The organism is Azomonas macrocytogenes, from assembly GCF_014191985.1.
Classification (GTDB): Bacteria; Pseudomonadota; Gammaproteobacteria; order Pseudomonadales; family Pseudomonadaceae; genus Azomonas; species Azomonas macrocytogenes.
Window position 1 is genome coordinate 33,017 of the sequence record NZ_JACHXI010000013.1, and the last position, 23,876, is coordinate 56,892.

Consider the following 23,876-nt stretch of genomic DNA (forward strand, 5'->3'; position numbering starts at 1 on the left):
CGTCTCGACGGAGCCCCGCATGTCCGCACCGCGCTTTCTTGATCGCAAGCTGTTCGATGGCCTGGCCGAGACGGCGCGGACGGTACCGCGCCGGCGCTACCACCATGGCTTCCATGCGCTGAGCGAGCCTTGCCATCGGATGGTGGTCGGATTGCAGCCGGACAGCTATATCGCGCCTCATTGCCATCTCGATCCGGACAAGTCGGAAAACCTGATCGTACTGCGTGGGCAATTGGGTTTGCTGCTGTTCACCGAAGGTGGCGCAGTGAGCGATACTCGGGTAATGGCTGCCGGAGGCGATTGCCTGGGCGTCGATCTGCCGCCGGGGACTTTCCATGCACTGGTAGTGCTGGCGCCGGACACCATGATGTTCGAGTGCAAGGCCGGCCCCTACCTCCCGTTGCGTGAAGACGAGCGCGCTGCCTGGGCGCCGGGCGAGGGCGGGGCCGGTGTGGCCGAGTATCTGGCGTGGATGCGCGGTCACTTCAGTTGACTCTGCCTGGCCGGCTGCAGCCGGTATTGCTGGTGCTGAGCGTTTGCTGTTGCGCTTCGGCAAAGGCGGTGGTTTTCAATATCGGCGCAATCGAGGCCCAGTTCGACTCTTCCCTGTCGTTCCAGACCCACTGGTCCATGGCTGGCCGTCACCGCTCGCTGGTCGGCTCGGCCAATGGTGGCAGCGGCGCATCGCAGGCCGGCGATGATGGGCGTCTGAATTTCAAGCAGGGCGAGATCTTCACCAAACGCCTGGAAGGTGTCCATGCTCTCGAACTGCATCAGGGCGACAGCGGATTATTTCTGCGCGGTCGTTACTGGTACGACTTCGAATTGATGGACGAGGGTCGGCTGCACAAGGACATCAGTGACGACAACCGCAAGACGGCAGCCAAATCTTCCGGTAGTCAGCTGCTGGATGCATTCTTTTATCGCAACTACCAGTGGCATGAGTTGCCGGGCACCCTGCGCTTGGGGCGGCAAACGGTGAGATGGGGAGAAAGCCTCTTCATCGGCGGCGGCATCGATGCGATCAATCCCCGCGATACCGCCAGGCTGCTGGGGCCGGGAACGGAGCTGCGTGACGGGGCCTTGCCGGTCAATCTATTCTACCTGTCCCAGAGCGTCAGCGACCGACTGTTGGTGGATGGTTTCTATCAACTGGATTGGGAGCAGGACATCCTGCCCAATTGCGGCACCTTTTTTTCTGCCTCCGACGCGATGGCCGATGGCTGCGGCGATTATGACGTGGGCAGTAACGCCTTGGCTGCTTCTGGACTGGCGGCTGCCAAGGCGATTCCCGCGGCCTACGGCCAGGGCTATCGAGTGGGCGCGGAAGGCGTGCGGGTAACCCGCGCGGGAGATCGTGATGCGCGCAATTCAGGTCAATTCGGCCTGGCCATGCACTGGTTGGGCGATAGCGCCGGGTTCGGCCTGTATTTTCTCAAGTACCACAGCCGCCAGGCCATGTTCGGGACCAAGGGGGCCGCGAACTCGACCTTTGCGGCGTTGCCGGCGATCCTGGCGGACACCTCGACGGCCTTGCAGTCGCTTGTAGCTCAAGATTCCATCCCGGCGCTATTGGCCGCCCAGGCGACGGGCGTATCGGTGGGCAATGGTCGCTATTTTCTCGAATATCCCAAAGATATCCGTCTTTATGGGCTTAGCTTTGCCACTTGGCTGCCGTCCGGTTCGCGCTGGAGCGGCGAGCTGAGCTACCGCCCGAACGCACCGGTGCAGCTCAATACGGGGGATCTGATCCAGCGCCTCGCCGATCCCGCTGCCGCCGGTATGGTGGATAAGGGCTATCGGCGCAAGGAAATCACCCAGGTGCAAACTGCGCTGACCCACGAATTCGATCATTTGCTGGGTGCCGATCTGGTCACCCTGGTCGGCGAAGCGGGGTATGTGCATGTCGGTGGTCTGGAACGTCATTCGCGCTATGGCCGCGATCCGGTGTTCGGGCGCTCAGGCCGCCATGGCTTCGTGACCAGCGATGCCTGGGGTTACCGGCTGCGCGGGGTTGCCGAATATCGCAACGTGCTGCCGCGTATCGTTGTGCGACCGAGCCTGGCCTTTTCCCATGATGTGGATGGCTACGGCCCGAACGGCTTGTTCAACCAGAACGCCAAATCCGTCAGGGTCGGGCTAGAAGCCGAATATATGGGGACTTACCGTGTCGGTCTTGCCTATACGGAGTTTTTCGGCGGGCAGTACAACACGCTGGTCGACCGCGATTTCCTGGGGATGAGTATCGGCGCGAAATTCTGAGCGATCCGGCCTGACCGGAATTGCTCCATTTTTTTGCGCGCTGGTAGGACGGCAAATGTTAATCGATCATTCAAGTTCGGTGCGGCAAGACCGATATCCCGGAAACAGAATTGCCTGAGATTGCGTCATGAGTCTGAAAGCCAAGGTGTTGCTTCTTGCTGTACTGCCCGTCGTGCTGTTCACGATGATTATCGGTGGCGTGTCTTATGTGACCTTGAGCCGGCAGGCGGTGAACGATATCGAAAACGCGCGTGCCCAGTTGCTGGAGCAAAGCAGGATGGCCTTACGCCAGCAGGTCGAGCTTGCCGTCACGATCATCAAGCCTCTCTACGATACGGCCCCTGCCGGCGATGCAACGGCACGCGCCGAGGCGATCCGCCTGCTGTCGGCAGCGTCTTTCGGCAAGGATGGTTACCTGTTCGGCTACGATTCGAATGTGGTTCGCCTGTTCAAGGGTACCGATCCGAGCGGGATAGGCCAGAGTTTCAGTGACAACAAGGACCCCAAGGGAATCTATCTCAATCGGGAACTGGTACGCGCGGGTAAGGATGGCAGCCACTTCGTGGAGTACAGCTCTTCCCTGCCGGGCAACCAGGATGGCTTGGTGCCCAAGCTGAGCTACACCGAATACCTCGCCAAGTGGGACATGATTGTCGGCTCGGCCGTGAACCTGGATGGTATCGACGCGCGGGTGGCTGTCATCGAAGCCGAGATTCGCGCAGGTACCTGGCAGCAACTGGTCATGATCCTGGGAATATCAGTAGTCGTTTCAATCCCCATCGCCCTGATAGGCCTGGTCTTTGCCGGGCGCATCCTGCAACCGTTGCTGCAGATGCGCCTCAATCTGGATGATATCGCCCAAGGCGAAGGCGACCTGACCCGGCGTCTGCCGGTCACCAGTCAGGATGAGCTGGGCCAGTTGGCGCAATCCTTCAACCGTTTCGTCGATAAAATCCAGGGCACCATTGTCGACGTGGTGGATATCACTCACCAACTGACCAGCCTGCTCGACGAGGTCGCGACCCAGGCGCAGCAGACCGAACGCTCCATGCAGCAGCAGCGTCAAGAGACGGATCAGGTAGCCACGGCCATCAATGAAATGTCGGCGGCCGCCCAGGAAGTCGCGAAAAGCGCCCAGCAGGCTGCCGAAGCTGCCCGGCAGACCGACGAGCAAGGCAGTCTGGCCAAGCAGGTCGTGGATGGCAGCATTTCCCAGATTCATTCGCTGGTAAAGGAAATGCAGCAAAGCAGCGGATCGCTGGATAGCCTGCAACGCGATGTGCACTCCATCGTCAGCGTGCTGGGTGTGATCCGCTCCATTGCCGAGCAGACCAACTTGCTGGCACTCAACGCCGCCATCGAGGCGGCCCGTGCCGGCGAGGCTGGGCGCGGATTCGCCGTGGTGGCCGACGAGGTGCGGGCGCTGGCCAGCCGTACCCAGCAGAGCACCCAGGAAATCCAGGGGATGATCGACCGGCTGCAGCAAGGCACCTCATCGGCAGTCGAATCCATGCGGCGCTCTGGAACGACCGGCGAAAGCACGACCGAGCACGCCAATCAGGCTGGCGTTTCGCTGCTGGAGATCAGCCGGCTGATTTCCACCATCAACGCCATGAATGCGCAGATCGCCAGTGCTGCCGAAGAACAGACGGCGGTTGCCGAGGAAATCAACCGCAGCGTGCACGCCATCGCCGATGCGGTCGAGGATATGGCGCAAGGCGCCGAGAGGAGTGCATCGACCAGCACCGGACTGGTTCTGCTGGGCGATCGCCTGAAGGGCCTGGTGGGGCAGTTCCGCGTTGCCTGATCAGCTCGCTTCGAGAAGAGACGGAAAGGTCAGCGCTTGCGGTCCACCTTGGACTTGCTGGCCAAACGCTCCAGGGCTGCGCGCAGCTTGGGGTCGGCAATACCCTGAGCGGTTGCCTTGAGGCTGTTGGCCGCGGTGGACGACAATTCCGGTGGTTTGGGCAAGGGCTTGTCTGTGGCAGATGGTCTTACCTTGAAGACAATTCTGCTCAGCCCCGCGAACTCCGGCGTCGCTTGCAGATTACGCCGCAGACGCCGTTCCAGATAGCGCAGGCGGGTAGCCCAGCCGCCATCGCTGACGATCAACAACAGGCAGCTGTTCCGCCAGGAAGCGACCTGGCAATGCGCCCGCGCGGCTGGCTGCAACTGCTGTTCCAACACGTGCTGCAGATGTGCCAGGCGTCGGGCCTCGCTGAACAGAGCCTGCAACGGCCTGGCTTCGCGCAGTAAGGCGGCGGGTGTGCGGGCTGGCAAGGGGCGGAGTGACATGACGGATGCCTCGATTCGAGTGGGTGATGATAGCAAGCCGACACACCTGGCGCCGAACGGGTGCTTTCATAGGATAGCGTTGTGTTCACCGAACCAAAGATGCATTGACATGAGGTATTTCTCGTCGCCTAGGGTGACATGCCCGGCTTTTATCCTGATCGTTTCTGAGTAGAATGCCTCCTTTGCGTGCAGCCCCGGTGATTCCGGAATCGTGCTGCCCTCCATCCCCAGAATGGAAACCCTTGCCGATATGCTCGCCCCTTTGTTTAAGATTTTCTTTGGTAGCAAGAACGACCGTGAGGTCAAGCGTATGCGCAGGGCGGTCAAGGCCGTCAACGCGTTTGAAGAACAGCTGCTCGGCTTGTCCGATGAGCAACTGCGTGGCAAGACCGAAGAGTTCCGGGAACGCCTCGGCAAGGGGGAAACGCTCGACCGCCTGCTCCCCGAGGCGTTCGCGGTATGCCGCGAGGCAGGCAAGCGCGTGATGGGCATGCGTCACTTCGACGTACAGCTGATCGGCGGTATGGCGCTGCATGAAGGTCGCATCGCCGAAATGCGTACCGGCGAGGGCAAGACCCTGGTTGGAACCCTGGCGGTCTACCTCAATGCGCTGGAAGGCAAGGGTGTACATGTGGTGACCGTGAACGATTACCTGGCTCGCCGCGATGCCAACTGGATGCGCCCGCTGTACGAAATGCTCGGTCTCACCGTTGGCGTGGTCACGCCGTTCCAACCACCGGAAGAAAAGCGCGCCGCCTACGCTGCCGATATCACCTATGGCACCAACAACGAGTTCGGCTTCGATTACCTGCGCGATAACATGGCTTTCAGCCAGGAAGACAAATTCCAGCGCGAACTCAATTTCGCGGTGATCGATGAAGTCGACTCCATTCTTATCGACGAAGCGCGTACGCCGCTGATCATCTCCGGCCAGGCTGAAGACAGTTCGCGCCTGTACCAGCAGATCAACGCGCTGATCCCGCAGCTCAAGCAGCATATCGAGGAAGAAGAGGGCGTGGTCGTTCAGGAAGGCCACTTCACGGTCGACGAGAAAACCCGCCAGGTCGAGCTCAACGAGCAGGGGCACCAGTTCGTCGAGGATCTGCTGACCGAGGTTGAGTTGCTCGCCGAGGGCGAAAGTCTCTATTCGGCCCACAACCTGTCGCTGCTGACCCACGTCTACGCCGGTCTGCGCGCCCATATACTGTTCCACCGCAACGTCGAGTACATCGTGCAGAACAAACAGGTGCTGCTGATCGATGAGCATACTGGCCGAACCATGCCGGGACGACGCCTGTCCGAAGGTCTGCACCAGGCCATCGAGGCCAAGGAAGGGCTGCAGATCCAGCCGGAAAGCCAGACTCTGGCCTCGACCACCTTCCAGAACTATTTTCGTCTCTATGGCAAGTTGTCCGGCATGACCGGAACGGCTGATACCGAGGCGTTCGAATTCCACCAGATCTACGGGCTGGATGTCGTGGTCATTCCGACCAACAAGCCGATTGCGCGCAAGGATTTCAACGACCTGGTCTATCTGACCCAGGAAGAAAAGTACGCCGCCATCATCGAAGATGTGAAGGACTGCCAGGCCAAGGGCCGTCCGGTACTGGTGGGTACCGCCTCCATCGAAAGCTCGGAGTACGTCTCGCAGCTGTTGCAGCGCGCCGGTATCGAACACAAGGTGCTCAACGCTAAGTATCACGACAAGGAAGCTGAAATCATCGCCCAGGCCGGTCGGCCGGGCGCCGTTACCATTGCCACCAACATGGCCGGTCGTGGTACCGACATCGTGCTCGGCGGTAACTGGGAAGTCGAAGTTGCCGCCTTGCAGGAGCCGAGCGCCGAGCAGGTCACCCAGCTCAAGGCCGACTGGCAGCTCCGCCACCAGCAGGTGATCGAGGCGGGTGGTCTGCATGTGATCGCCTCCGAACGCCACGAATCGCGCCGTATCGACAATCAGTTGCGCGGGCGTTCAGGCCGTCAGGGCGATCCGGGCTCCAGCCGTTTCTACCTGTCGCTGGAAGATAACCTGATGCGTATCTTCGCCTCCGACCGGGTGAAAGGCTTCATGAAAGCGCTGGGAATGGAATCCGGCGAAGCCATTGAGCATCGCATGGTGACTAACGCCATCGAAAAGGCCCAGCGCAAGGTAGAAGGCCGCAACTTCGACATGCGCAAGCAGTTGCTTGAATACGACGATGTATCCAACGAGCAGCGCAAGGTCATCTATCGTATGCGCGACAGTGTGCTGGATGCGGAGGATATCGGCGAAACCGTGGCGCAATTCCGCGAACAGGTGTTGAACGATGCCATCAGCCAGCATGTGCCGCCGAACTCGTTGCCGGAACAGTGGGAAATCCCGGCATTGGAGGCGGTTCTCTACGGTGATTTCGGCGTGCAGCTGCCGATCCAGCAATGGCTCGATGAGGACGACCGGTTCCACGAAGAGGCCCTGCGCGAGCGAATCCTGGAGGCGGCACTTGCAGCCTATCGCGAGAAGGAAGAAATAGTCGGCGCCGAAGCCCTGCGCTCGTTCGAGAAGCAGATCGTCCTGCGTGTGCTGGACGATCTGTGGAAGGAGCATCTGTCCACCATGGATCACCTGCGCCATGGCATTCACCTGCGCGGCTATGCGCAGAAGAATCCGAAACAGGAATACAAGCGCGAGTCCTTCAATCTCTTCCAGGAACTGCTGGAAAGCATCAAGCGTGACAGTATTCGCGTGCTGTCCCATGTGCAGGTGCGCCGCGAAGATCCGGCCGAGGAGGAAGCGCGCCTGCGGCGCGAAGCCGAGGCCCTGGCCCAACGTATGCAATTCCAGCATGACGAGGTATCGGCCCTGACTCAGCCTGATCCGGCGAGCAGCATTATCGAAACCATTGCTGAAACGACCGACGAAACGCCGGCCGTCGTTACGGCGCCCGCTGTTACCCAGGCGCGCAGCGAACCCAAGATCGGCCGCAACGAGCCTTGTCCCTGTGGTTCGGGCAGGAAATACAAGCATTGCCACGGCCAGATTGGCTGACTCCTTTGCCAAGCGCCTCGACCGGATCGCCCGGTCTGAGGATTCGGAGCAAGCGCGAGCCCTGAGCGTAATCAGGGCTTCATTTGAACGTACGAATCTGTTCCAGCGTTTTTCCTTCTTCAGGAGCATCTTCAATGGCTGTCGGTCTTGGTCCTCTACCTCGGTTGTATCCGGTCCCTGGTTTCGAACTGGGTATCGCTTCGGCAGGCATCAAGCGCCCTGGGCGCAAGGATGTGGTCGTGATGCGCTGTGCCGAAGGCTCGAGAGTTGCCGGTGTGTTCACCCTGAACGCGTTCTGTGCAGCCCCGGTAATTCTGGCCCGGCAGCGGGTCGCCGGAGCCGTGCGTTACCTGCTGACCAATACCGGCAACGCCAATGCCGGTACCGGTGAGCCCGGCCTGGCGTCGGCCCGAAAAACCTGTGCGCGTCTGGCGGAGCTGGCGAATGTCGAGGAAGGTGCAGTGCTACCGTTTTCCACCGGCGTGATCGGTGAGCCTCTGCCGGTCGAAAAGATCGAGGCCGCATTACCGGCCGCGCTGGCCGATCTCAACGCGGATAATTGGGCGGCCGCTGCCAGCGGCATCATGACCACCGATACCCTGCCCAAAGGTGCCAGCCGCCAGTTTCAGCACGCTGGCGTGACGGTTACCGTCACTGGTATCAGCAAGGGTGCCGGCATGATCAAGCCGAACATGGCGACGATGCTCGGTTATATCGCTACCGATGCCAAGGTCAGCGCCCTGGTGCTGCAGGATCTGTTGCGTGAGGCGGCGAACAGGTCGTTCAACCGTATTACCATCGATGGCGATACTTCGACCAACGATTGCTGCATGCTGGTGGCGACCGGCCAGGCTGCGTTACCCGAGATCGACCAGGCGGGTGGTGAACTGTTTGCCGCGCTGCAACAGGCGGTGCTGGAGGTTTCGATGGAGCTGGCCCAGGCCATCGTCCGTGACGGGGAAGGCGCCACCAAATTCGTTACGGTTCGGGTCAACGGCGGTGCGACCTATCAGGAATGCCTGGATGTCGGCTACGCAGTCGCCCATTCACCACTGATCAAGACTGCCTTGTTCGCTTCCGATCCGAACTGGGGGCGTATTCTTGCGGCAGTCGGCCGAGCGGGTGTACCGCAACTGGATGTCGGCAAGATTGATGTCTTTCTCGGCGCGGTCTGTATCGTCAGCCAGGGTGGTCGCGCAGCCAGCTACACCGAAGAGCAGGGCGCTGCGGTGATGGCGCAGGCGGAAATCGACATCCGTATCGAACTGGGGCGTGGCAACTGTAGCGAGATCATCTGGACTACGGATCTGTCGCATGAATATGTGAAGATCAATGCGGAATACCGGACTTGATGGCAGGCGAAAGCCTGAGCGGGCAGGTTTCAAGCGTTTGGAGAGGTCGATGAGTGAGTCCATCCATGTTGCCGCTGCCGTGATTCGTGCTACAGATGGCCGGGTACTGATCGCCAGACGGCCCGACGACAAGCCCCATGGCGGTTTATGGGAGTTTCCAGGCGGCAAGGTGGAAACGGGTGAAACGGTCGAGGCCGCTCTGGCACGCGAGCTGGATGAGGAGCTGGGGATTGCCGTGACGGTGGCGCGTCCGCTGATTCGGGTCACGCACGATTATTCCGGCAAGCGTGTACTGCTGGATGTATGGGAAGTGACTGGTTTTTCCGGCGCGCCTCGCGGTGCTGAAGGGCAATCCATTGTTTGGGTTGCGCCGCGTGCATTGACGGATTACGAATTCCCTGCCGCCAACCAACCGGTCGTTGCGGCGGCCCGCTTGCCGGATCGCTATCTGGTCACGCCGCAGGATTTGACTGCACAGCAGTTGCTGCAGGGAGTGCGAGCTGCCCTGGACAGCGGTATCCGCCTGATCCAACTGCGGGCACCGGACATGTTCAGTGCTGACTACCGGGATATGGCCGTCGATGCCATTGGCCTTTGTGCAGGACGTGCGCAGTTGATGCTCAAGGGCCCGTTCGAATGGTTGGGCGATTTTCCTGCAGCGGGCTGGCATCTCACTTCCACGCAGTTGCGCGAGCATGCTTGCAGGGGGCGTCCTTTCCCGGTTGGGCGCTGGCTGGCCGCTTCCTGCCACGATGCCGAAGAGCTGGCTCTGGCCACAGAAATGGAGGTGGATTTCGTCACTCTTTCGCCAATCCAGCCAACCCGGACTCACCCTGAGGCCGTTCCGCTCGGCTGGGCAGGAGCGGCAGCGCTGCTAGACAATTTCAACCGGCCGGCCTATCTGCTCGGCGGCATGACACCGGCTGACCTGCCCCAGGCCATGCAAGCCGGCGCCCAGGGGATTGCTTCCATTCGTGGTTTGTGGCGCGTTTGAACCTCGAAGCGAGGTTCCGGTCTTTGCCAAAGTTATGCCACCCTTTACCTCTACACTCTGACCCTGGTTATTATTGAATGAGTCAATTCATGTGATTTTTTCAATCAATTAACTATATAAGGGTGGTTGGAGTAAGGTAATCCCCAGTAAAGTTTGAACCCCCCAGTAACAGGAGAGAATTCAATGTCTCTGATCAACACCGAAGTCAAACCATTCAAATCCACCGCTTTCCACAATGGCAAATTCGTAGAAGTGACCGAAGCCGATCTGAAAGGCAAATGGTCCATCTTCTTCTTCTATCCGGCCGACTTCACCTTCGTCTGCCCCACCGAGCTGGGTGATCTGGCCGATAACTACGAGGCCTTCAAAAGCATCGGCGTGGAAATCTACGGTGTTTCCACCGATACCCACTTCACTCACAAAGCCTGGCACGACACTTCCGAGACTATCGGCAAGATCCAGTTCCCGCTGATCGGCGACCCGACCGCAGTCATTAGCCGCAACTTCGAAGTCCTGATCGAGTCAGCCGGCCTGGCCGACCGCGGTACCTTCGTGATCGATCCGGAAGGCAGGATCCAGATCATCGAAGTCAACGCTGGCGGTGTCGGTCGCGATGCCCTCGAACTGCTGCGCAAGGTCAAGGCCGCCCAGTACGTCGCTGCCCATCCGGGCGAAGTCTGCCCGGCCAAGTGGAAAGAAGGCGAAGCCACTCTGGCGCCTTCCCTGGATCTGGTTGGCAAGATCTAAGTTCAAGATTCCCGCGCAGGCCTTTCCAGGCCCCGCGCAGTAAACGCCCGGTGGCCCAAGCCCGGGCGTTTTGCTTTTCAGGCTGATACAAAGCCGATCGACTCGGGTTGGCAGGGATAGTTGACGAGCCAGGGATGTCCTAATTCCGATACTTCTTGGGAGTCGGATTGATGACGATAGCGAACTCAGCGATTGCACGCGGTGTGGTAGTGACCTATCCCAACCGAAAAAACGAACCCGAACACGAGAAAATCGTTCACCAGCAACTTGCCCGGCGCCTGGCTGTACTGACAGGGCGGGAGTTCGCTGGAGAATATGACCCAGCGGTGCATGATCGCGAGCATTGCTACTTCGTTCCCTCCGGCTCGATAGTCGGAGCCGAGCGGAGCCGTGATCTGGGCATAACCGGAGAGCAGGATCTGTTTGGCGGCGTCGTGCCGTATTCCTTTGTAGCTACCAAGGCCATAACCCATCCGTTGATTCGTGAGCACAGCCGTGCGCCAAAAGGCTGGTCACAGGCATTCTGTGAACAGGTTCGCGACGCCGTACTGCCAGGCTATACCGCCTTTTCTCTGGAGGACGCCCGGGAGGCCGGACTGCATCTGTTGCAGCAAGGGCCACTGCGCCTGAAGCCGGTGCTGGCCACGGCGGGCCGGGGCCAGGTCCGTATCGACGACCCTGTGGTCCTGGATCAGATGCTGGCCCAGGTGAATGGCGGGGAAATGAATGAGTGCGGTTTGGTATTGGAAGCGAACCTGGAGGATGTGACCACCATCAGCGTCGGCCAGGTTCGACTCGGGGGACGCATTATCAGTTATCACGGTACCCAGCGCTTGACCGTGGACAATCGCGGCGAGCAAGTCTATGGCGGCTCCGATCTGGTTGTTGTCGATGGCGATTTCGATACGCTACAGGCCCTGGATATGCCTGATGATATTCATCTGGCCATAGAGCAGGCGGCCGTCTACGACCAGGCAGCTTCTGCTTGTTTTCCGGATTTCTACGCGTCCAGGCGTAACTATGATATTGCCAGAGGAATCGGTCCCGGTGGTCATGCATGTTCCGGGGTGTTGGAGCAGTCATGGCGGATCGGTGGAGCCAGTAGCGCAGAAATAGCCGCGCTGGACGTTTTCACGCACAACGACGCACCTGCCGTAGTGCGTGCTTCGTCACTGGAGCTCTATGGCTACGGGCGGCAACTGCCGACCAATGCCACCGTACTGTTCAGCGGCGAAGATGCAGAGGTTGGGTATATCAGTAAAAGCGTAGTGGTGGAGGACTATGGCCGCACGTAGTGAAGCTCTGGAAATCGACGTTGAGGGCGAACAGATCGCCGGAACCTTTCTCGAGCCTTTGGCCAAGATGCCCGGTGTGCTGTTCGTGCATGGTTGGGGCGGCAGCCAGGAGTTCGATCTGACCAAGGCCAAGGATCTGGCCGGGCTCGGTTGTATCTGCCTGTCGTTCGATCTGCGTGGTCATGGCGAGACGCTCGCTCAGCAACAGACGGTGACGCGCGAACACAATCTCAAGGATCTGCTGGCGGCTTACGACCGCTTGGTCGAGCACCCGCATACGGATCGTTCGTCGATCGGTGTGGTAGGTACCAGTTATGGCGGGTATTTGTCGGCCATCCTTACTTCTCTGCGCCCCGTGAAGTGGCTGGCGCTGCGCGTGCCGGCGCTCTATCGGGATGAGGACTGGCATTTGCCCAAGCGCAAGCTGGATCGGGACGAGCTCAACCGTTATCGGAATTCCCGAGTGACCCCCAAGGAAAACCGAGCCCTGGCTGCCTGTGCGGCGTTTACCGGCGATGTTCTGATTGTCGAGTCCGAGCATGATGCCTTCGTGCCTCACGAAACGATCATGAACTATCGCGCGGCCCTGCAGAAAACCCATTCCCTGACCCACCGTATTATCGATGGTGCCGACCATGGCTTGAGCGAAGAGCATTCCCGTCAGGCCTGGAAGGACATTCTGGTGAGCTGGGCCGAGGAAATGGTCATCGGTGCACGGCTTGGCGAGCGCCGGGATCGCTATCTGTGAAGGCGATCTCTTGGCGCGTATTCAGACTGGCTGATCGACTGGAACCTGTGGCCCGACGAAATTGCTCCAATGTCGGTCTACGATTTGCTGCTTGAGGACTTCGATGATATCGACCAGCAGTTCTTCCAGTGCCAGATCCGTGTTGTCCTCCTGATGCAGCCAGGCTTCGAAGAATTGATCGGCGAGGTTGCGCGCCAGCGCCTGGAACGGTGCACTCTGTAACCCACTGACCGCGCCCTGCAGCAGGCGGCCCGCGATGTCCGTCAGGGCTTCGTCGATACCATCGGCCAGGCGTTCACCCAATGGCAGGCGGCGTAGGTTGTGCAGCTTCGGCGTATCGGTCAATGCCTGGTGAATCAGGCCGCTTACATAGTTTTCAATGGCACCGCGATTATTATGATAGCCACCTTCCAGCATGCCTTGCAGGCGGCGTGCAAGATCGTCCAGCAAGCGCTGTTTGCGAGGCCTGATGACTTCATGGATCAGGCGCTGGGCCAGATCGTCGCGGGCGCCGATCTCTTGCTGCAGGCGGGTGAATACCTTGATCATGACCCGGTCGGACACCTCTTCGAGCAGTAATTGATAATAACGATTGACGAATCCATAGATGGCCCAGCGGCGCATGTCGATCAACTGGAGCCGCTGCAGACGCAACAACAGCGCGAAGACCCGGAGGATGCGCAACCAGCGGAATCCGCCGAGGGGAATGCAGCCGAGTACGTCGTACCAGTGGGCGAACGGATAGTAATACCAACGCGCATAGCGTTTTTCCTGCAAGGCTACGGCCCAGCCGAACAGGACATCGAAAACGAAGAAGGCGATGAAAACCAGATCGATCTGCACGAGGTGCGCGTGTATCCGCTGGATATAAAACCCATGCAGTTGCGGTAGCCAGACAGCCAGCGTCTGGTCGATCGGTGCAAGCATGAACAGACTATCGAACAAAAGCAGCCCCAGGTTCAGGCAGACCAATGTAACGATGAAGGTTTCCCATAGCGCGTGCAGGCGGTCGCGTTCAGGCGTATATCGCGGGTGCTCAGCCATGCCGGTTCGCTCCGCAAGCCTGCCAGAGAACTTCTGACCGTCCCTGACGTCGGGCGATCAGGCGGGCCGCAACAAACAGGGCATCGGAAAGCCGGTTCAGATACGCCAGGCAGACCGGCCGCAGCGGTTCGTCAGTATGCAGTGCCAGACAGCGACGCTCCGCCGTACGGGCCGCGCTACGGCACAGGTGCGCCTGGGCGATCAGTCGTGAGCCGCCCGGCAGGATGAAATCTTCGAGCGGCCCAAGCTCCTGGTTCCACCGATCAATGGCCTGCTCCAGACGGGTGATTTGCGTTTCATCCAGCGCCTGATAGTCCGGCATGGCCAGCTCGCCGCCTAGATCGAACAGGCGATGCTGACAAGGGGCGAGCAGGTCACGAAGTTCACTGAGGGTTGGCCAGTTCGCCATGGCTTCGTCCAGTTCGGCAAGCAGCAGGCCGAGCTGGCAATTCAAGGTATCTACCTCGCCGATCGCCTCTATGCGTGGATGATTTTTGGCTACGCGCCGACCATCGGCCAGGCCAGTTTCACCAGTATCGCCAGTGCGGGTGTAGATCCTGGATAAGCGGTTGCCCATGTGTGGCTCCGGGTCAGGCCGATACTCTCTGGCGAGGCGATACCAGCGGCAGGCGCAGGGTGAAGATGGTTCCCTGACCGGGTCGGGACTGTACTTCCATCTGGCCTTTGTGATTGTTGGTGATGATGAAATACGAGACGGAAAGACCCAGTCCGGTTCCCTGACCGACCTCCTTGGTGGTGAAGAACGGCTCGAAAATCCGCTGGCGAATGTGCTCCGGCATGCCACTGCCATTGTCTTCCACCTGGATTTCCACCCATGGTGGACTGAGCCGGGTGCGCAGGATGATCCGGCCAGGTGTCCGTTCACCTTTCTGGTGAATGGCCTGGGCAGCATTTTTCAACAGGTTGAGCAGAACCTGTTCCAACTCGTTGCCGATACAGGGAACCCGATCAATTCGTGGGTCGAAATGTTTGATGATCTTGATGGCGCGAAAATCGAACCCTTCGGCCAGATCAAAATCGTTATCGGCAATTTCCAATGCCTGTTCGATCAGGCTCGGCAATTGGCACTCGTCCAACTGACGGTTGCTCATGCGGCTGAAGCTGAGCATATGACTGACGATGCGAGCGGCACGCTTGCTGGCTTGCTGGATGCCATCGAGCAACTGGGGGATCTGGCGTGCCTGCAGGTAAAGATTGATGGCATCGAGCTTGACGCCGGTTTCCCGGGCGACTTCCTGGTTTCTTTCCAACTCGGGCGAGAGCCGGCGGCGGATGTTTTGTGCATTGTGCATGACGGCGCCGAGCGGGTTGTTGATTTCGTGAGCCATGCCGGCTGCGAGGCTGCCGACCGAACGCATCTTTTCGGATTGCACCATGATTTCTTCCAGGGCGATGCGCTCGGTGATGTCGTCGATCCGGATCACCGCACCAAGGCCACCGCCACCTACCAGCGGATAGAAGGTCAATTCATAGGTACGCGGCTCTTCACCGCGTAGCCAGGTAATTCGCTCGATCTTCTCCATTTCCTGCTGGGCGGCGACGCTACGAATCTGATCAAGAAACGGATCGAGTGCGGCGAAGGCGGACAGCAGTGGCTGACCGATCGCATCGTCAAGGGAGGTTCCAGAAAGTATGCTGGCCTGCTGGTTCCACTGGGTAACGCTAAGATCTTCGTCGACTGCGATCAGCGCCGAAGGCATGGAGTCGATGATATTGTTGAGGTAGCGCTGGAAGCCGGTGAGCTTTTTCTCGATCTTGCTGCGGACCTGGACTTCCAGCTCCAATTGGCGATGCGAGCGGCGCGTTTGCTCGGCCATGGCTTGGGATTGATCGAGCGCGACCTGCGTATCGTCGCGGGCGCGCCTGAGCTGGCTTTCGCGGGACTCCATACGTGCAAGCATGGTATTGAACGCATCGGCAAGATGACCGATCTCGTCTGCAGCCTTGGGCGTTGCACGCAGCGAGTAGTTTTCTTCGCGGGTCACGCGCCGGGACAGTTCCTCCAGGCGCCGGATCGGCCTGGTAATCAGTCGTCTGATCTGTCTCGAGACCAGTACCCAGAACAGCAGGCTCACCAGCAGGATGCCCAGGCTGGCGCTCAGTGTGCCGGTATAGAAAGCGCCAGGCAGCTCGCTGGTGGCTACCAGCAGCAAGTGGCCAGGCGGTCCTTCGGGCTGGGGCAGTTCGGCCAGCAGCGTGGCGCGAAATTCGCCCAACCTCCAGCTATCGAGCTCGCGGATATCGCGAGGAATATCCAGGTGCTGTCCCTTGTAAAGTGTTGCGAGGATGTTGCCCTGGGCGTCGTAGATGATTGCAGCGCGCAGTTGCGAGTAGTTGTCCAGGCGCAGCAGCAAGGCCTTGGCCGATTCTTGCGAGACCAGGGCACTGCGGCTCAGTTCCGGCGAAGCGAGCAGCTCGGCGATGCTCTGCATGGCCTGGGGCGCTACGCTCTGGCGCGAAATCCAGTAGACGGCGCTGATGAATGCCAGGTTTGCGGTCAGCAATACCGCGGTGAGCAGGACCAGCATGGCCACCAGCAGCTTGCGGCCGACCGGAAGGTTTTCAAGGCGCTGGCGCAAAGTCATTCACCCTCCGGGACAGGTGAGGCGGATGGCCACTCAGTTATTAGGCAGGCCATTGGCAATGAGTCGTTCGCCAAGGCGATGCCGAAGCTCTTTCAAGTGGGGTAGGTGCAGGTCGAGCTGACGGGCATGGGTCAGAGCATAATCGAGTAGGTAAGCAATTTCGGTACGCCGGCCGTTGGCGACATCCTGATGCATGGAAGAGTAGTTGCCGCTGGTTGCCTGGATTACCCGCAGGACTTCTTCTTCCAGGTTTTCGGCGGCTTCGCTTTGGTTGCACGTTCGCAATAGGCCAATCAATTCGGCACAGAGCACGCTCAGCGTATTGCGGTGCTGCAGCAGGTCGCCATTGTGACAGTCGAGCAGCACGGTCAGTGGATTGATCGCGCAGTTCAGCGCTAGCTTGCGCCATAGCCGGGCCATGATGTCTGTCGTCCAGCAACAGGGAATCTTTGCTGCAGCGAGTTCGGCGAGCCAGGCGGGTGCTGGGCCGTTCTGGCGGTCGCCCAGCCAGGTCTGGCCGCAGCCGGCAAACACCACGCGAAAATCGGCCTCGCGATAGGCTCCTTCAGTACTGGAGAGAAACAGGCAGCGCTGCTGCGGCAGTTGTGCTGCCACTGCCTGCTGGCTCCCCAGGCCGTTCTGCAACAGCAGGATTTGCGCGCTGCTGCTCAGGCGTGGGGTTACGCTGGCAACGGCCGCTTCGGCATCGTAGGCCTTGCAGGCCACCAATAGTCGCTCGATGGGTAAGTGCTCGGCCGGCAGCTCGGCAGCGAGCGGATAATGCTGGGCCTGGCCGTCTTCGATCAGGATGAGACCGCCGGCCTGGCGGTAGGCTGCAAGCCGAGCCGGGTTGCGCAGAATCAGCCGGACAGGCTGGCCGTTGCGGGCCAGGCGTGCCGCCCATAACGTGGCCAGGCTTCCGGCGCCGAGGATATGCCAGGTCATGCGCCTATCTGCATGGGGACTATTCGGCCTGCCGCGCTGGCGGTCGGCAGCAGCTTGTCGGCCTGCTCCATAATGCGTAGCGGGTCGGTCGGCAGGGCGCGCGCATCCAGGCAGGCCATGACGATAGCGGCCTTGAGATCGAGCACGCCTGCAGCGGTATCGAAGGCTTTCGTGTTCAGGTTCTCGTGCAGACGTTTGAACGAATCGGGTGTGCAGCCGTCTGCTTCGTCGAGCAGGATCAGTATGGCGAAATGGCCGTTGTCCAGGCGGAACAGGCTGTCCAGCGGGCGTATCGATTGTTGCAGGCGATTTGCGATATCGCGCTGCAGGTCCAGGTAGATACTGTGGTCGTACTGGCACCGTAGTGCCTCGGCTTCGGGCAGGCCTATCAGCAGGTAGCATAGGGCTCCACCACGTGCTTCGATCAGCTTCAGCGTATCGGGCAGGCGTTGCCGGAGGCAGCGGAGATTGCCAAGCCCGGTCAGGGCGTCGACCGTGCTTTGCCGTTGGATATGGTCCAGTTCCTTGGACAACCGGCGCGTTTCATCCAGCAGGTTTCGCAGTGTGTCGCACAGGCGTCCGGCAGCCAGGATTCGTGGAATCAGCTGTTCGCTGATCTCGGCTTTGCCGATGAAGTCATCGACGCCTTTTTCGAAAGCCCTGGCCAGCGCCGGCTCTTGCTCATGTCCGGTGAGAAGCACGATATAGCTATAGTGACCGGTACCCCGGTCGTGTTGGCGGATTTGTTCGGTAAGCTCCAGGCCGCTGGTTTGCGGCATCATCCAGTCGGCGATCACCAGGCTGGCCGCGCGCTCGTTCAGTTGCCGCAGCGCATCCTCGGCACTTTGTGCATGGCGTATGTCGCGATAGCCAGCCTTTGCCAGTAGACGGCGGATCATGGCGATCGAAAATGTCGTATCGTCGACTATGAGAATGCTGAGTTCGTTGTCGAGCATGATTCCGATCCTGCCAATCAAGGACGAGACTTGCTTGTCCAACCGTTATAATGATCGTTCCTTTCAACCCATCGAAAAGCCGGGTACGCCAGGTTCCGTCCTGTCACACCCCGCTCTGGAGAGATTCCATGCCTTCGTTCGACGTGGTGTCCGAACTGGACAAGCACGAAGTCACCAACGCAGTGGACAATGCCGCCAAGGAGCTTGACCGCCGTTACGACCTGCGTGGCAAGGGCAGCTTCGAGCTGAAGGAGCTGACCGTCAGTCTGACTGCCGAAGCCGACTTCATGCTGGAGCAGATGCTCGATATCCTGCGCAACAACCTGGTCAAGCGCAAGGTCGATATCCAATGCCTGGAATGCAAGGACTCGTATGCTTCAGGCAAAGTAGTCAAACAGGAAGTGACCTTGCGTGAAGGTATCGACAAGGACCTGGCGAAAAAGATCGTCGCTTACATCAAGGATACCAAGCTGAAGGTCCAGGCAGCGATCCAGGGTGAGCAGGTGCGAGTGACTGGCAAGAAGCGTGACGATTTGCAGGAAGCCATCGCCGCACTGCGCGCCAGGGATTTCGAGATGCCGCTACAGTTCAACAACTTCCGCGATTGATGCCATGCCTGGCCGGCTGCGCAGGCCAGGCACAAGCGGCCGGATCAGGGGTCGGTTTCTCCAGCCAATACCTGTTCACCGCGCTTGTCCAAGGGTTTTGGCCCCCAACCCCATTGCCAGGCGATCAGTAGTAGCGTCGGTACCCCGAGCAGGGTGGTGAGCAGAAAAAACTCCTTGTAGCCGAGCGCTTCCACCATCACGCCCGAATACCCGCCCAGCAGCCGGGGCAACAGCATCATCAGCGAGCTGAGCAGGGCATATTGGCTGGCCGAGAACTTCAGGTTGGTCAGGCTCGACAGATAGGCGATGAATGCCGTGGAGGCGAGTCCGGCGCTGAAATTGTCGAACGAGATGGTCATGATCAGCATCTGCAGGTTGGCACCCATGTCCACCAGCAGGAGGAACAGCAGGTTCGTCGCTGCCGAGGCGGCGCCGCCGAGGAACAGGATCGGCAGGATGTGGAAGCGCACGATCAGCACACCGCCTGCACCGGCACCGAGCAGCGTCATGATCAGGCCGAACACCTTGCTCACGCTGGCAATCTGTTCCTTGGTGAAGCCCTGGTCGATATAGAACACATTGGCCATTACCCCCATGACCGTGTCAGACATCCGATAGGTGGCGATCAATCCCAGCAGCAGAGTCGCCTGCCAGCGATAGCGCAGCATGAATTCGGTGATTGGTGACATCACCGGCCCCATCAGGATACGGCCGGGAGCCGACAGGCAGATGGCGCAGATCAGCAGGTACATGAGGCCGCGCGGCCAATAACCGCCATAAAACGCCTGGGTCATGCCGGTGAACGAGATCAGCAGAATAATCAGCACGATCACCGAGACACCCTGATGCGCGAAGTCCGTGTGTTCGGGGCCGGAACACTGGCGCTGGCGCCGACGCGCATCTTTCAGAATGTGCCGTACCGGCACCAGCAAACTGCGGCCGTTGCTGGACAGCGAGCCGGCAATGAACAGCGCGTAGAGTGTAGCTCGTGGCCAGGCCTGATCCATCAAGGCATTGACCATCGCCGGAAAGGAAATCAGCAGGATCAGCAGCAGGCCGATAGCGGCCAACTGGTGGTTGAAGCTGTAGAACGTAGCTCCAGGGGGCAGGGGATCGGCCTTCGGCTCGCGGATCACCAGGCTGGTGACCAGGCCCGGTAGAATCAGCAGGGCGAAGGCGAGGTAGGTCATGGTCCAGGCGGCTTGATCGTAGACCAGGTCACTCGACCCCAACCAGTCGGCGATGAAGAGTGCACCGGCGCTGGCTAGCAGCATGGCGACCCGGTAACCAGTCATGTAGCAGGCAGCCAGGGTGGCTTGCAGCCGATCTTCGGCGATTTCCAGCCGATAAGCGTCGATGGCGATATCCTGGGTGGCTGATGAAAAAGACACCATGACGGCAAAGGCAATCAGTAGAGCCAGGTTGTGTTGCGGGTTGCACAGCGCCATGCCTGCCAGGCCGATGGCGATCAGCGCTTGCGACAAAACCAGCCAGGAACGGCGTCGGCCCAAGCTGCCGATCCAGGGCAGGCGCCACTGGTCGAGCATGGGCGACCAGACCCATTTGAAGGCATAAGCCAGGCTGATCCAGCTGGCATAGCCAATGGTTTCCCGTGAAACGCCAGCCTCGCGCAGCCAGACCGAAAGTGTGGAAAAAACCAGTACTGCAGGGAGGCCAGCGGCAAAACCCAGTAGCAGCAGGGTCAATGAGGCAGGACTGGCATAGACAGCCAGTGCTTCGCGCCAGGATCTAACGGACATAGGGCCAGAGCAGGTCGGTTGGAATAAACGTACACTCTAACCGGTGCGATCCATGGAATGCCAGCAGTGGTTGCACGTACCGCGGATAATCTGGCTGTCTGGATTTTTTAGTAAAATCAGTATGTTAAAGATATTTTTGGGAAATTTCTTTTAAATCAAATGGTTGGTTGTATGACACAGCTGCTTGAATATTCACCTGTACAAGCATCGGCGATGTAGGCAATGGTCGGCTTGAAAGCGGGCTCTTTAGCCGTCACCATTAATGACTTGAGCGAATCATCCGGTTACAGCCGTTTTCAATTCAGGGGCTTGAATTCGCTGCGGCTTGTCGTCACTTAGCGTAGACCGGAAGCTGCTCTTCCGAGGAATCAACGATGCAGATCCTTTTTCTCTTCCTCCTTTTTCCGCTGGCCGAACTGGCACTGCTGATCAGGGTTGGTAGTTCGATCGGGGTACTGCCCACCTTGCTGCTGCTGGTGTTGAGTGGGGTGGTTGGTATTCTGTTGATGCGTCTGGCCGGCTTCGCCACGGCCTGGCGTGCCCGTGAAAGCCTCGCCCGTGGACAATTGCCCGAGCGTGAAATGCTGCAAGGAGTCGTCATCGCGGTGGCGGGCGGGTTGTTGTTGCTGCCTGGTTTTCTGAGTGACCTGCTGGCCTTGCTGGTACTTTTTCCGCCGTCTCGTCGGCTTATGCTGACGTTCTTGCAGAGGCGTATCGAAGCCAAAATGCAACGCCAGCCACCGTTCGACAAGCAGACAAATTCCCCACCGGGCGCCGAGCATCATCGTCCCGAGGTAATCGAGGGCGAATGGGAGCGCAAGGACAAGTAATTGTTCTCTGCCGTATTGATCCTGGAACCGGCATGCTTGGCATGCCGGTTCTGTTTTGGATAGCAAAAAAAACCTGAGCGCCCCTTGAAATAACTCTTGCAGCCCGCATGTAGCGGTCACCGAAAGGTCGCTGTCAAAAAACGACAGTCCGTAATCACGCGGTTCGCCCTGCGAGCCGCGACCGGCCAGGCCGGATTTGCCAACCAGCCGATGGAGTGGCCATCGGTATGAAACCCTTCAGTAAGGAGAGATCGACAATGAAGCTTCGTCCTCTGCATGACCGCGTCGTGATCCGTCGCAGCGAAGAAGAAACCAAGACCGCTGGCGGTATCGTCCTGCCGGGTTCCGCAGCCGAGAAGCCCAACCGTGGTGAAATCGTGGCGGTCGGTACTGGTCGCGTGCTGGACAATGGCGAAGTGCGTCAGTTGGCCGTCAAGGTCGGTGACAAAGTGGTATTCGGCCCATACTCCGGCAGCAATACCGTCAAGGTCGACGGCGAAGACCTGCTGGTCATGGGCGAGAGTGAAATTCTCGCAGTCATCGAAGCCTGATATCCGGCGAATCTCCATAAACAAGATTGAGGAACGATCAAAATGGCAGCAAAAGAAGTCAAGTTCGGTGATTCCGCCCGCAAGAAAATGCTGACTGGCGTGAATGTCCTGGCCGATGCAGTCAAGGCCACCCTCGGCCCGAAAGGTCGCAATGTCATCCTGGAAAAGAGCTTCGGTGCTCCGACCATCACCAAGGACGGCGTCTCGGTCGCCAAGGAAATCGAGCTGAAGGACCGCTTCGAGAACATGGGCGCCCAGTTGGTCAAGGACGTTGCTTCCAAGGCCAACGATGCTGCCGGTGACGGCACTACCACCGCTACTGTACTGGCCCAGTCTATCGTCAACGAAGGCCTGAAGGCTGTTGCCGCCGGCATGAACCCGATGGACCTCAAGCGCGGTATCGACAAGGCCACCATCGCCATCGTCGCCGAGCTGAAGAACCTGGCCAAGCCGTGTGCCGACTCCAAGGCCATCGCCCAGGTCGGCACCATCTCCGCCAACTCCGACTCCTCGATCGGCGACATCATTGCCGAAGCGATGGAAAAAGTCGGTAAAGAAGGCGTGATCACCGTCGAGGAAGGTTCCGGCCTGGAAAACGAACTCTCTGTCGTCGAAGGCATGCAGTTCGATCGCGGCTACCTGTCTCCTTATTTCATCAACAAGCCAGACACCATGGTGGCCGAGCTGGATGGCCCGCTGCTGCTGCTGGTCGACAAGAAGATCTCCAACATTCGCGAACTGCTGCCGGTGCTGGAAAGCGTCGCCAAGGCCGGTCGCCCGTTGCTGATCGTCGCCGAGGACGTGGAAGGCGAAGCCCTGGCCACGCTGGTGGTCAACAATATGCGTGGCATCGTCAAGGTCGCTGCCGTCAAGGCTCCAGGCTTCGGTGATCGCCGCAAGGCCATGCTGCAGGATATCGCTATCCTGACCGGCGGCACTGTCATTTCCGAAGAAGTCGGCCTGTCCCTGGAAACCGCTACCCTGGAGCACCTGGGTAATGCCAAGCGCGTGGTCCTGAACAAGGAAAACACCACCATCATCGACGGCGCCGGTTCCCAGATCGACATCGAAGCCCGCGTTTCCCAGATCCGCGTGCAGATCGAAGAAACTTCGTCCGACTACGACAAGGAAAAACTGCAAGAGCGTCTGGCCAAGCTGGCTGGCGGTGTTGCCGTGATCAAGGTCGGTGCGGCTACTGAAGTCGAAATGAAAGAGAAAAAAGCCCGCGTCGAAGATGCTCTGCACGCTACCCGTGCGGCAGTGGAAGAGGGCGTGGTTCCTGGCGGTGGTGTAGCTCTGGTGCGCGCACTGCAAGCTATCGCCAATCTGAAGGGCGACAATGAAGACCAGGACGTTGGTATCGCGCTGCTGCGCCGTGCCGTCGAATCTCCGCTGCGTCAGATCGTGGCCAACTCCGGCGACGAACCAAGCGTAGTGGTCGACAAGGTCAAGGGTGGCCAGGGCAACTACGGCTTCAATGCTGCCACCGGTGAGTACGGCGATATGATCGAGATGGGTATCCTCGATCCCGCCAAGGTGACCCGCTCCGCGCTGCAGGCTGCGGCCTCCATCGGCGGTTTGATGGTTACCACCGAAGCCATGGTTGGCGAGATTCCGGAAGACAAGCCTGCTGGTGGCATGCCGGACATGGGTGGTATGGGTGGAATGGGCGGCATGATGTAAGCCGGTTCATTCTCCGAGATGAAAAAAGCCCCGTTCGCGGGGCTTTTTTTTCGAGCGCTTGCCAGCCGTTGGTGCATGCCTGCAGAGTAAGTCAGCTCGGTGGTCCAAAAGGCATTTCGGTCGCATTCCCCGCTCGGCCTAAATAAAAAATCAAGTAATGCAGATGCTTAAGTTC

Annotated in this window: 20 protein-coding genes; 13 read left to right on the forward strand and 7 right to left on the reverse strand. The window is 59.4% G+C overall.

The genetic code is table 11. The features are described from left to right. Positions 1-19: 19 nt before the first annotated feature. From FHR87_RS12580 to FHR87_RS12590, 3 genes are all read left to right on the forward strand, one after another. A complete protein-coding gene (locus tag FHR87_RS12580) occupies positions 20-493 on the forward strand; it encodes a WbuC family cupin fold metalloprotein (protein ID WP_183167076.1) in 474 nt (157 codons plus the stop codon). After that, positions 490-2,262 carry a DUF1302 domain-containing protein gene (locus FHR87_RS12585; protein ID WP_221189833.1) on the forward strand — a complete coding sequence of 591 codons (1,773 nt, stop codon included), beginning with the start codon at positions 490-492 and terminating at the stop codon, positions 2,260-2,262. Before FHR87_RS12580 ends, FHR87_RS12585 begins: the two co-directional genes overlap by 4 nt. 127 nt (positions 2,263-2,389) lie before the next feature. After that, complete coding sequence (locus tag FHR87_RS12590; RefSeq protein WP_183167078.1) at positions 2,390-4,069, forward strand: methyl-accepting chemotaxis protein; 1,680 nt, start codon at positions 2,390-2,392, stop codon at positions 4,067-4,069. Between the two features lie 29 nt (positions 4,070-4,098). On the opposite strand, the gene FHR87_RS12595 is transcribed toward FHR87_RS12590, so the two are convergent. Next, entirely contained in the window at positions 4,099-4,557 is a 459-nt protein-coding gene (locus FHR87_RS12595) for a DciA family protein (protein WP_183167079.1), read from the reverse strand. 250 nt (positions 4,558-4,807) lie between these two features. Here FHR87_RS12595 and secA point away from each other — a divergent pair, with 250 nt between their 5' ends. The 6 genes from secA to FHR87_RS12625 all read left to right on the forward strand — a co-directional run bounded on the left by secA (position 4,808) and on the right by FHR87_RS12625 (position 12,718). Next, positions 4,808-7,582 carry a preprotein translocase subunit SecA gene (gene secA, locus FHR87_RS12600; RefSeq protein ID WP_183167080.1) on the forward strand — a complete coding sequence of 925 codons (2,775 nt, stop codon included), beginning with the start codon at positions 4,808-4,810 and terminating at the stop codon, positions 7,580-7,582. A 134-nt stretch (positions 7,583-7,716) separates the two neighbouring features. Continuing rightward, on the forward strand, positions 7,717-8,934 hold the full coding sequence (argJ, locus tag FHR87_RS12605; RefSeq protein WP_183167081.1) for a bifunctional glutamate N-acetyltransferase/amino-acid acetyltransferase ArgJ: 1,218 nt from the start codon (positions 7,717-7,719) through the stop codon (positions 8,932-8,934). 49 nt (positions 8,935-8,983) lie between these two features. After that, positions 8,984-9,928 (forward strand): Nudix family hydrolase, encoded by a 945-nt coding sequence (locus FHR87_RS12610; protein ID WP_183167082.1) that lies wholly within the window; start codon positions 8,984-8,986, stop codon positions 9,926-9,928. A gap of 183 nt (positions 9,929-10,111) precedes the next feature. Beyond that, complete coding sequence (gene ahpC, locus FHR87_RS12615) at positions 10,112-10,675, forward strand: alkyl hydroperoxide reductase subunit C (protein WP_183167083.1); 564 nt, start codon at positions 10,112-10,114, stop codon at positions 10,673-10,675. A gap of 170 nt (positions 10,676-10,845) precedes the next feature. Further along, a complete protein-coding gene (locus FHR87_RS12620) occupies positions 10,846-11,970 on the forward strand; it encodes a DUF3182 family protein (RefSeq protein ID WP_183167084.1) in 1,125 nt (374 codons plus the stop codon). Next, positions 11,957-12,718, forward strand: a complete 762-nt coding sequence (locus tag FHR87_RS12625) for an alpha/beta hydrolase family protein (protein ID WP_183167085.1) — start codon at positions 11,957-11,959, stop codon at positions 12,716-12,718. Before FHR87_RS12620 ends, FHR87_RS12625 begins: the two co-directional genes overlap by 14 nt. Before the next feature lie 21 nt (positions 12,719-12,739). On the opposite strand, the gene FHR87_RS12630 is transcribed toward FHR87_RS12625, so the two are convergent. The 5 genes from FHR87_RS12630 to FHR87_RS12650 are packed head-to-tail and all read right to left on the reverse strand — an operon-like array spanning position 12,740 to position 18,269. Beyond that, positions 12,740-13,762: an ion transporter gene (locus FHR87_RS12630; RefSeq protein ID WP_183167086.1), complete on the reverse strand. Its 1,023-nt coding sequence runs from the start codon at positions 13,760-13,762 to the stop codon at positions 12,740-12,742. Then, on the reverse strand, positions 13,755-14,339 hold the full coding sequence (locus tag FHR87_RS12635; RefSeq protein WP_183167087.1) for a cob(I)yrinic acid a,c-diamide adenosyltransferase: 585 nt from the start codon (positions 14,337-14,339) through the stop codon (positions 13,755-13,757). The genes FHR87_RS12630 and FHR87_RS12635 overlap by 8 nt, the downstream gene beginning before the upstream one ends. A 13-nt stretch (positions 14,340-14,352) precedes the next feature. Next, positions 14,353-16,368: a sensor histidine kinase gene (locus FHR87_RS12640; RefSeq protein WP_183167088.1), complete on the reverse strand. Its 2,016-nt coding sequence runs from the start codon at positions 16,366-16,368 to the stop codon at positions 14,353-14,355. Positions 16,369-16,401: 33 nt separating this feature from the next. Beyond that, positions 16,402-17,313 (reverse strand): putative 2-dehydropantoate 2-reductase, encoded by a 912-nt coding sequence (locus FHR87_RS12645; RefSeq protein WP_183167089.1) that lies wholly within the window; start codon positions 17,311-17,313, stop codon positions 16,402-16,404. Beyond that, on the reverse strand, positions 17,310-18,269 hold the full coding sequence (locus FHR87_RS12650) for a GGDEF domain-containing response regulator (RefSeq protein ID WP_183167090.1): 960 nt from the start codon (positions 18,267-18,269) through the stop codon (positions 17,310-17,312). The genes FHR87_RS12645 and FHR87_RS12650 overlap by 4 nt, the downstream gene beginning before the upstream one ends. Before the next feature lie 128 nt (positions 18,270-18,397). Here FHR87_RS12650 and FHR87_RS12655 point away from each other — a divergent pair, with 128 nt between their 5' ends. After that, positions 18,398-18,877 (forward strand): YajQ family cyclic di-GMP-binding protein, encoded by a 480-nt coding sequence (locus FHR87_RS12655; protein ID WP_183167091.1) that lies wholly within the window; start codon positions 18,398-18,400, stop codon positions 18,875-18,877. 44 nt (positions 18,878-18,921) lie between these two features. Here FHR87_RS12655 and FHR87_RS12660 read toward each other — a convergent pair whose 3' ends face one another. Next, the gene (locus FHR87_RS12660; protein ID WP_183167092.1) at positions 18,922-20,637 is read right to left on the reverse strand and encodes an AmpG family muropeptide MFS transporter; all 1,716 of its coding nucleotides are present in this window, start codon (positions 20,635-20,637) and stop codon (positions 18,922-18,924) included. A 374-nt stretch (positions 20,638-21,011) separates the two neighbouring features. On the opposite strand from FHR87_RS12660, the gene FHR87_RS12665 reads away from it, so the two are divergent. The 3 genes from FHR87_RS12665 (at position 21,012) to groL (ending at position 23,701) form a co-directional block, all read left to right on the forward strand. Continuing rightward, positions 21,012-21,467: an FxsA family protein gene (locus tag FHR87_RS12665; protein WP_183167093.1), complete on the forward strand. Its 456-nt coding sequence runs from the start codon at positions 21,012-21,014 to the stop codon at positions 21,465-21,467. A 257-nt stretch (positions 21,468-21,724) separates the two neighbouring features. Next, positions 21,725-22,018: a co-chaperone GroES gene (locus tag FHR87_RS12670; protein WP_183167094.1), complete on the forward strand. Its 294-nt coding sequence runs from the start codon at positions 21,725-21,727 to the stop codon at positions 22,016-22,018. Between the two features lie 42 nt (positions 22,019-22,060). Next, positions 22,061-23,701, forward strand: a complete 1,641-nt coding sequence (groL, locus tag FHR87_RS12675) for a chaperonin GroEL (protein WP_183167095.1) — start codon at positions 22,061-22,063, stop codon at positions 23,699-23,701. Positions 23,702-23,876 lie beyond the last annotated feature (175 nt).

Coding starts and splice junctions, on each gene's coding strand:
- FHR87_RS12580 (WP_183167076.1), top strand. CDS start 20: ATGTCCGCACCGCGCTTTCTTGATCGCAAGCTGTTCGATGGCCTGGCC.
- FHR87_RS12590 (WP_183167078.1), top strand. CDS start 2,390: ATGAGTCTGAAAGCCAAGGTGTTGCTTCTTGCTGTACTGCCCGTCGTG.
- FHR87_RS12595 (WP_183167079.1), bottom strand. CDS start 4,557: ATGTCACTCCGCCCCTTGCCAGCCCGCACACCCGCCGCCTTACTGCGC.
- secA (WP_183167080.1), top strand. CDS start 4,808: ATGCTCGCCCCTTTGTTTAAGATTTTCTTTGGTAGCAAGAACGACCGT.
- argJ (WP_183167081.1), top strand. CDS start 7,717: ATGGCTGTCGGTCTTGGTCCTCTACCTCGGTTGTATCCGGTCCCTGGT.
- FHR87_RS12610 (WP_183167082.1), top strand. CDS start 8,984: ATGAGTGAGTCCATCCATGTTGCCGCTGCCGTGATTCGTGCTACAGAT.
- ahpC (WP_183167083.1), top strand. CDS start 10,112: ATGTCTCTGATCAACACCGAAGTCAAACCATTCAAATCCACCGCTTTC.
- FHR87_RS12620 (WP_183167084.1), top strand. CDS start 10,846: ATGACGATAGCGAACTCAGCGATTGCACGCGGTGTGGTAGTGACCTAT.
- FHR87_RS12625 (WP_183167085.1), top strand. CDS start 11,957: ATGGCCGCACGTAGTGAAGCTCTGGAAATCGACGTTGAGGGCGAACAG.
- FHR87_RS12630 (WP_183167086.1), bottom strand. CDS start 13,762: ATGGCTGAGCACCCGCGATATACGCCTGAACGCGACCGCCTGCACGCG.
- FHR87_RS12635 (WP_183167087.1), bottom strand. CDS start 14,339: ATGGGCAACCGCTTATCCAGGATCTACACCCGCACTGGCGATACTGGT.
- FHR87_RS12640 (WP_183167088.1), bottom strand. CDS start 16,368: ATGACTTTGCGCCAGCGCCTTGAAAACCTTCCGGTCGGCCGCAAGCTG.
- FHR87_RS12645 (WP_183167089.1), bottom strand. CDS start 17,313: ATGACCTGGCATATCCTCGGCGCCGGAAGCCTGGCCACGTTATGGGCG.
- FHR87_RS12650 (WP_183167090.1), bottom strand. CDS start 18,269: ATGCTCGACAACGAACTCAGCATTCTCATAGTCGACGATACGACATTT.
- FHR87_RS12655 (WP_183167091.1), top strand. CDS start 18,398: ATGCCTTCGTTCGACGTGGTGTCCGAACTGGACAAGCACGAAGTCACC.
- FHR87_RS12660 (WP_183167092.1), bottom strand. CDS start 20,637: ATGTCCGTTAGATCCTGGCGCGAAGCACTGGCTGTCTATGCCAGTCCT.
- FHR87_RS12665 (WP_183167093.1), top strand. CDS start 21,012: ATGCAGATCCTTTTTCTCTTCCTCCTTTTTCCGCTGGCCGAACTGGCA.
- FHR87_RS12670 (WP_183167094.1), top strand. CDS start 21,725: ATGAAGCTTCGTCCTCTGCATGACCGCGTCGTGATCCGTCGCAGCGAA.
- groL (WP_183167095.1), top strand. CDS start 22,061: ATGGCAGCAAAAGAAGTCAAGTTCGGTGATTCCGCCCGCAAGAAAATG.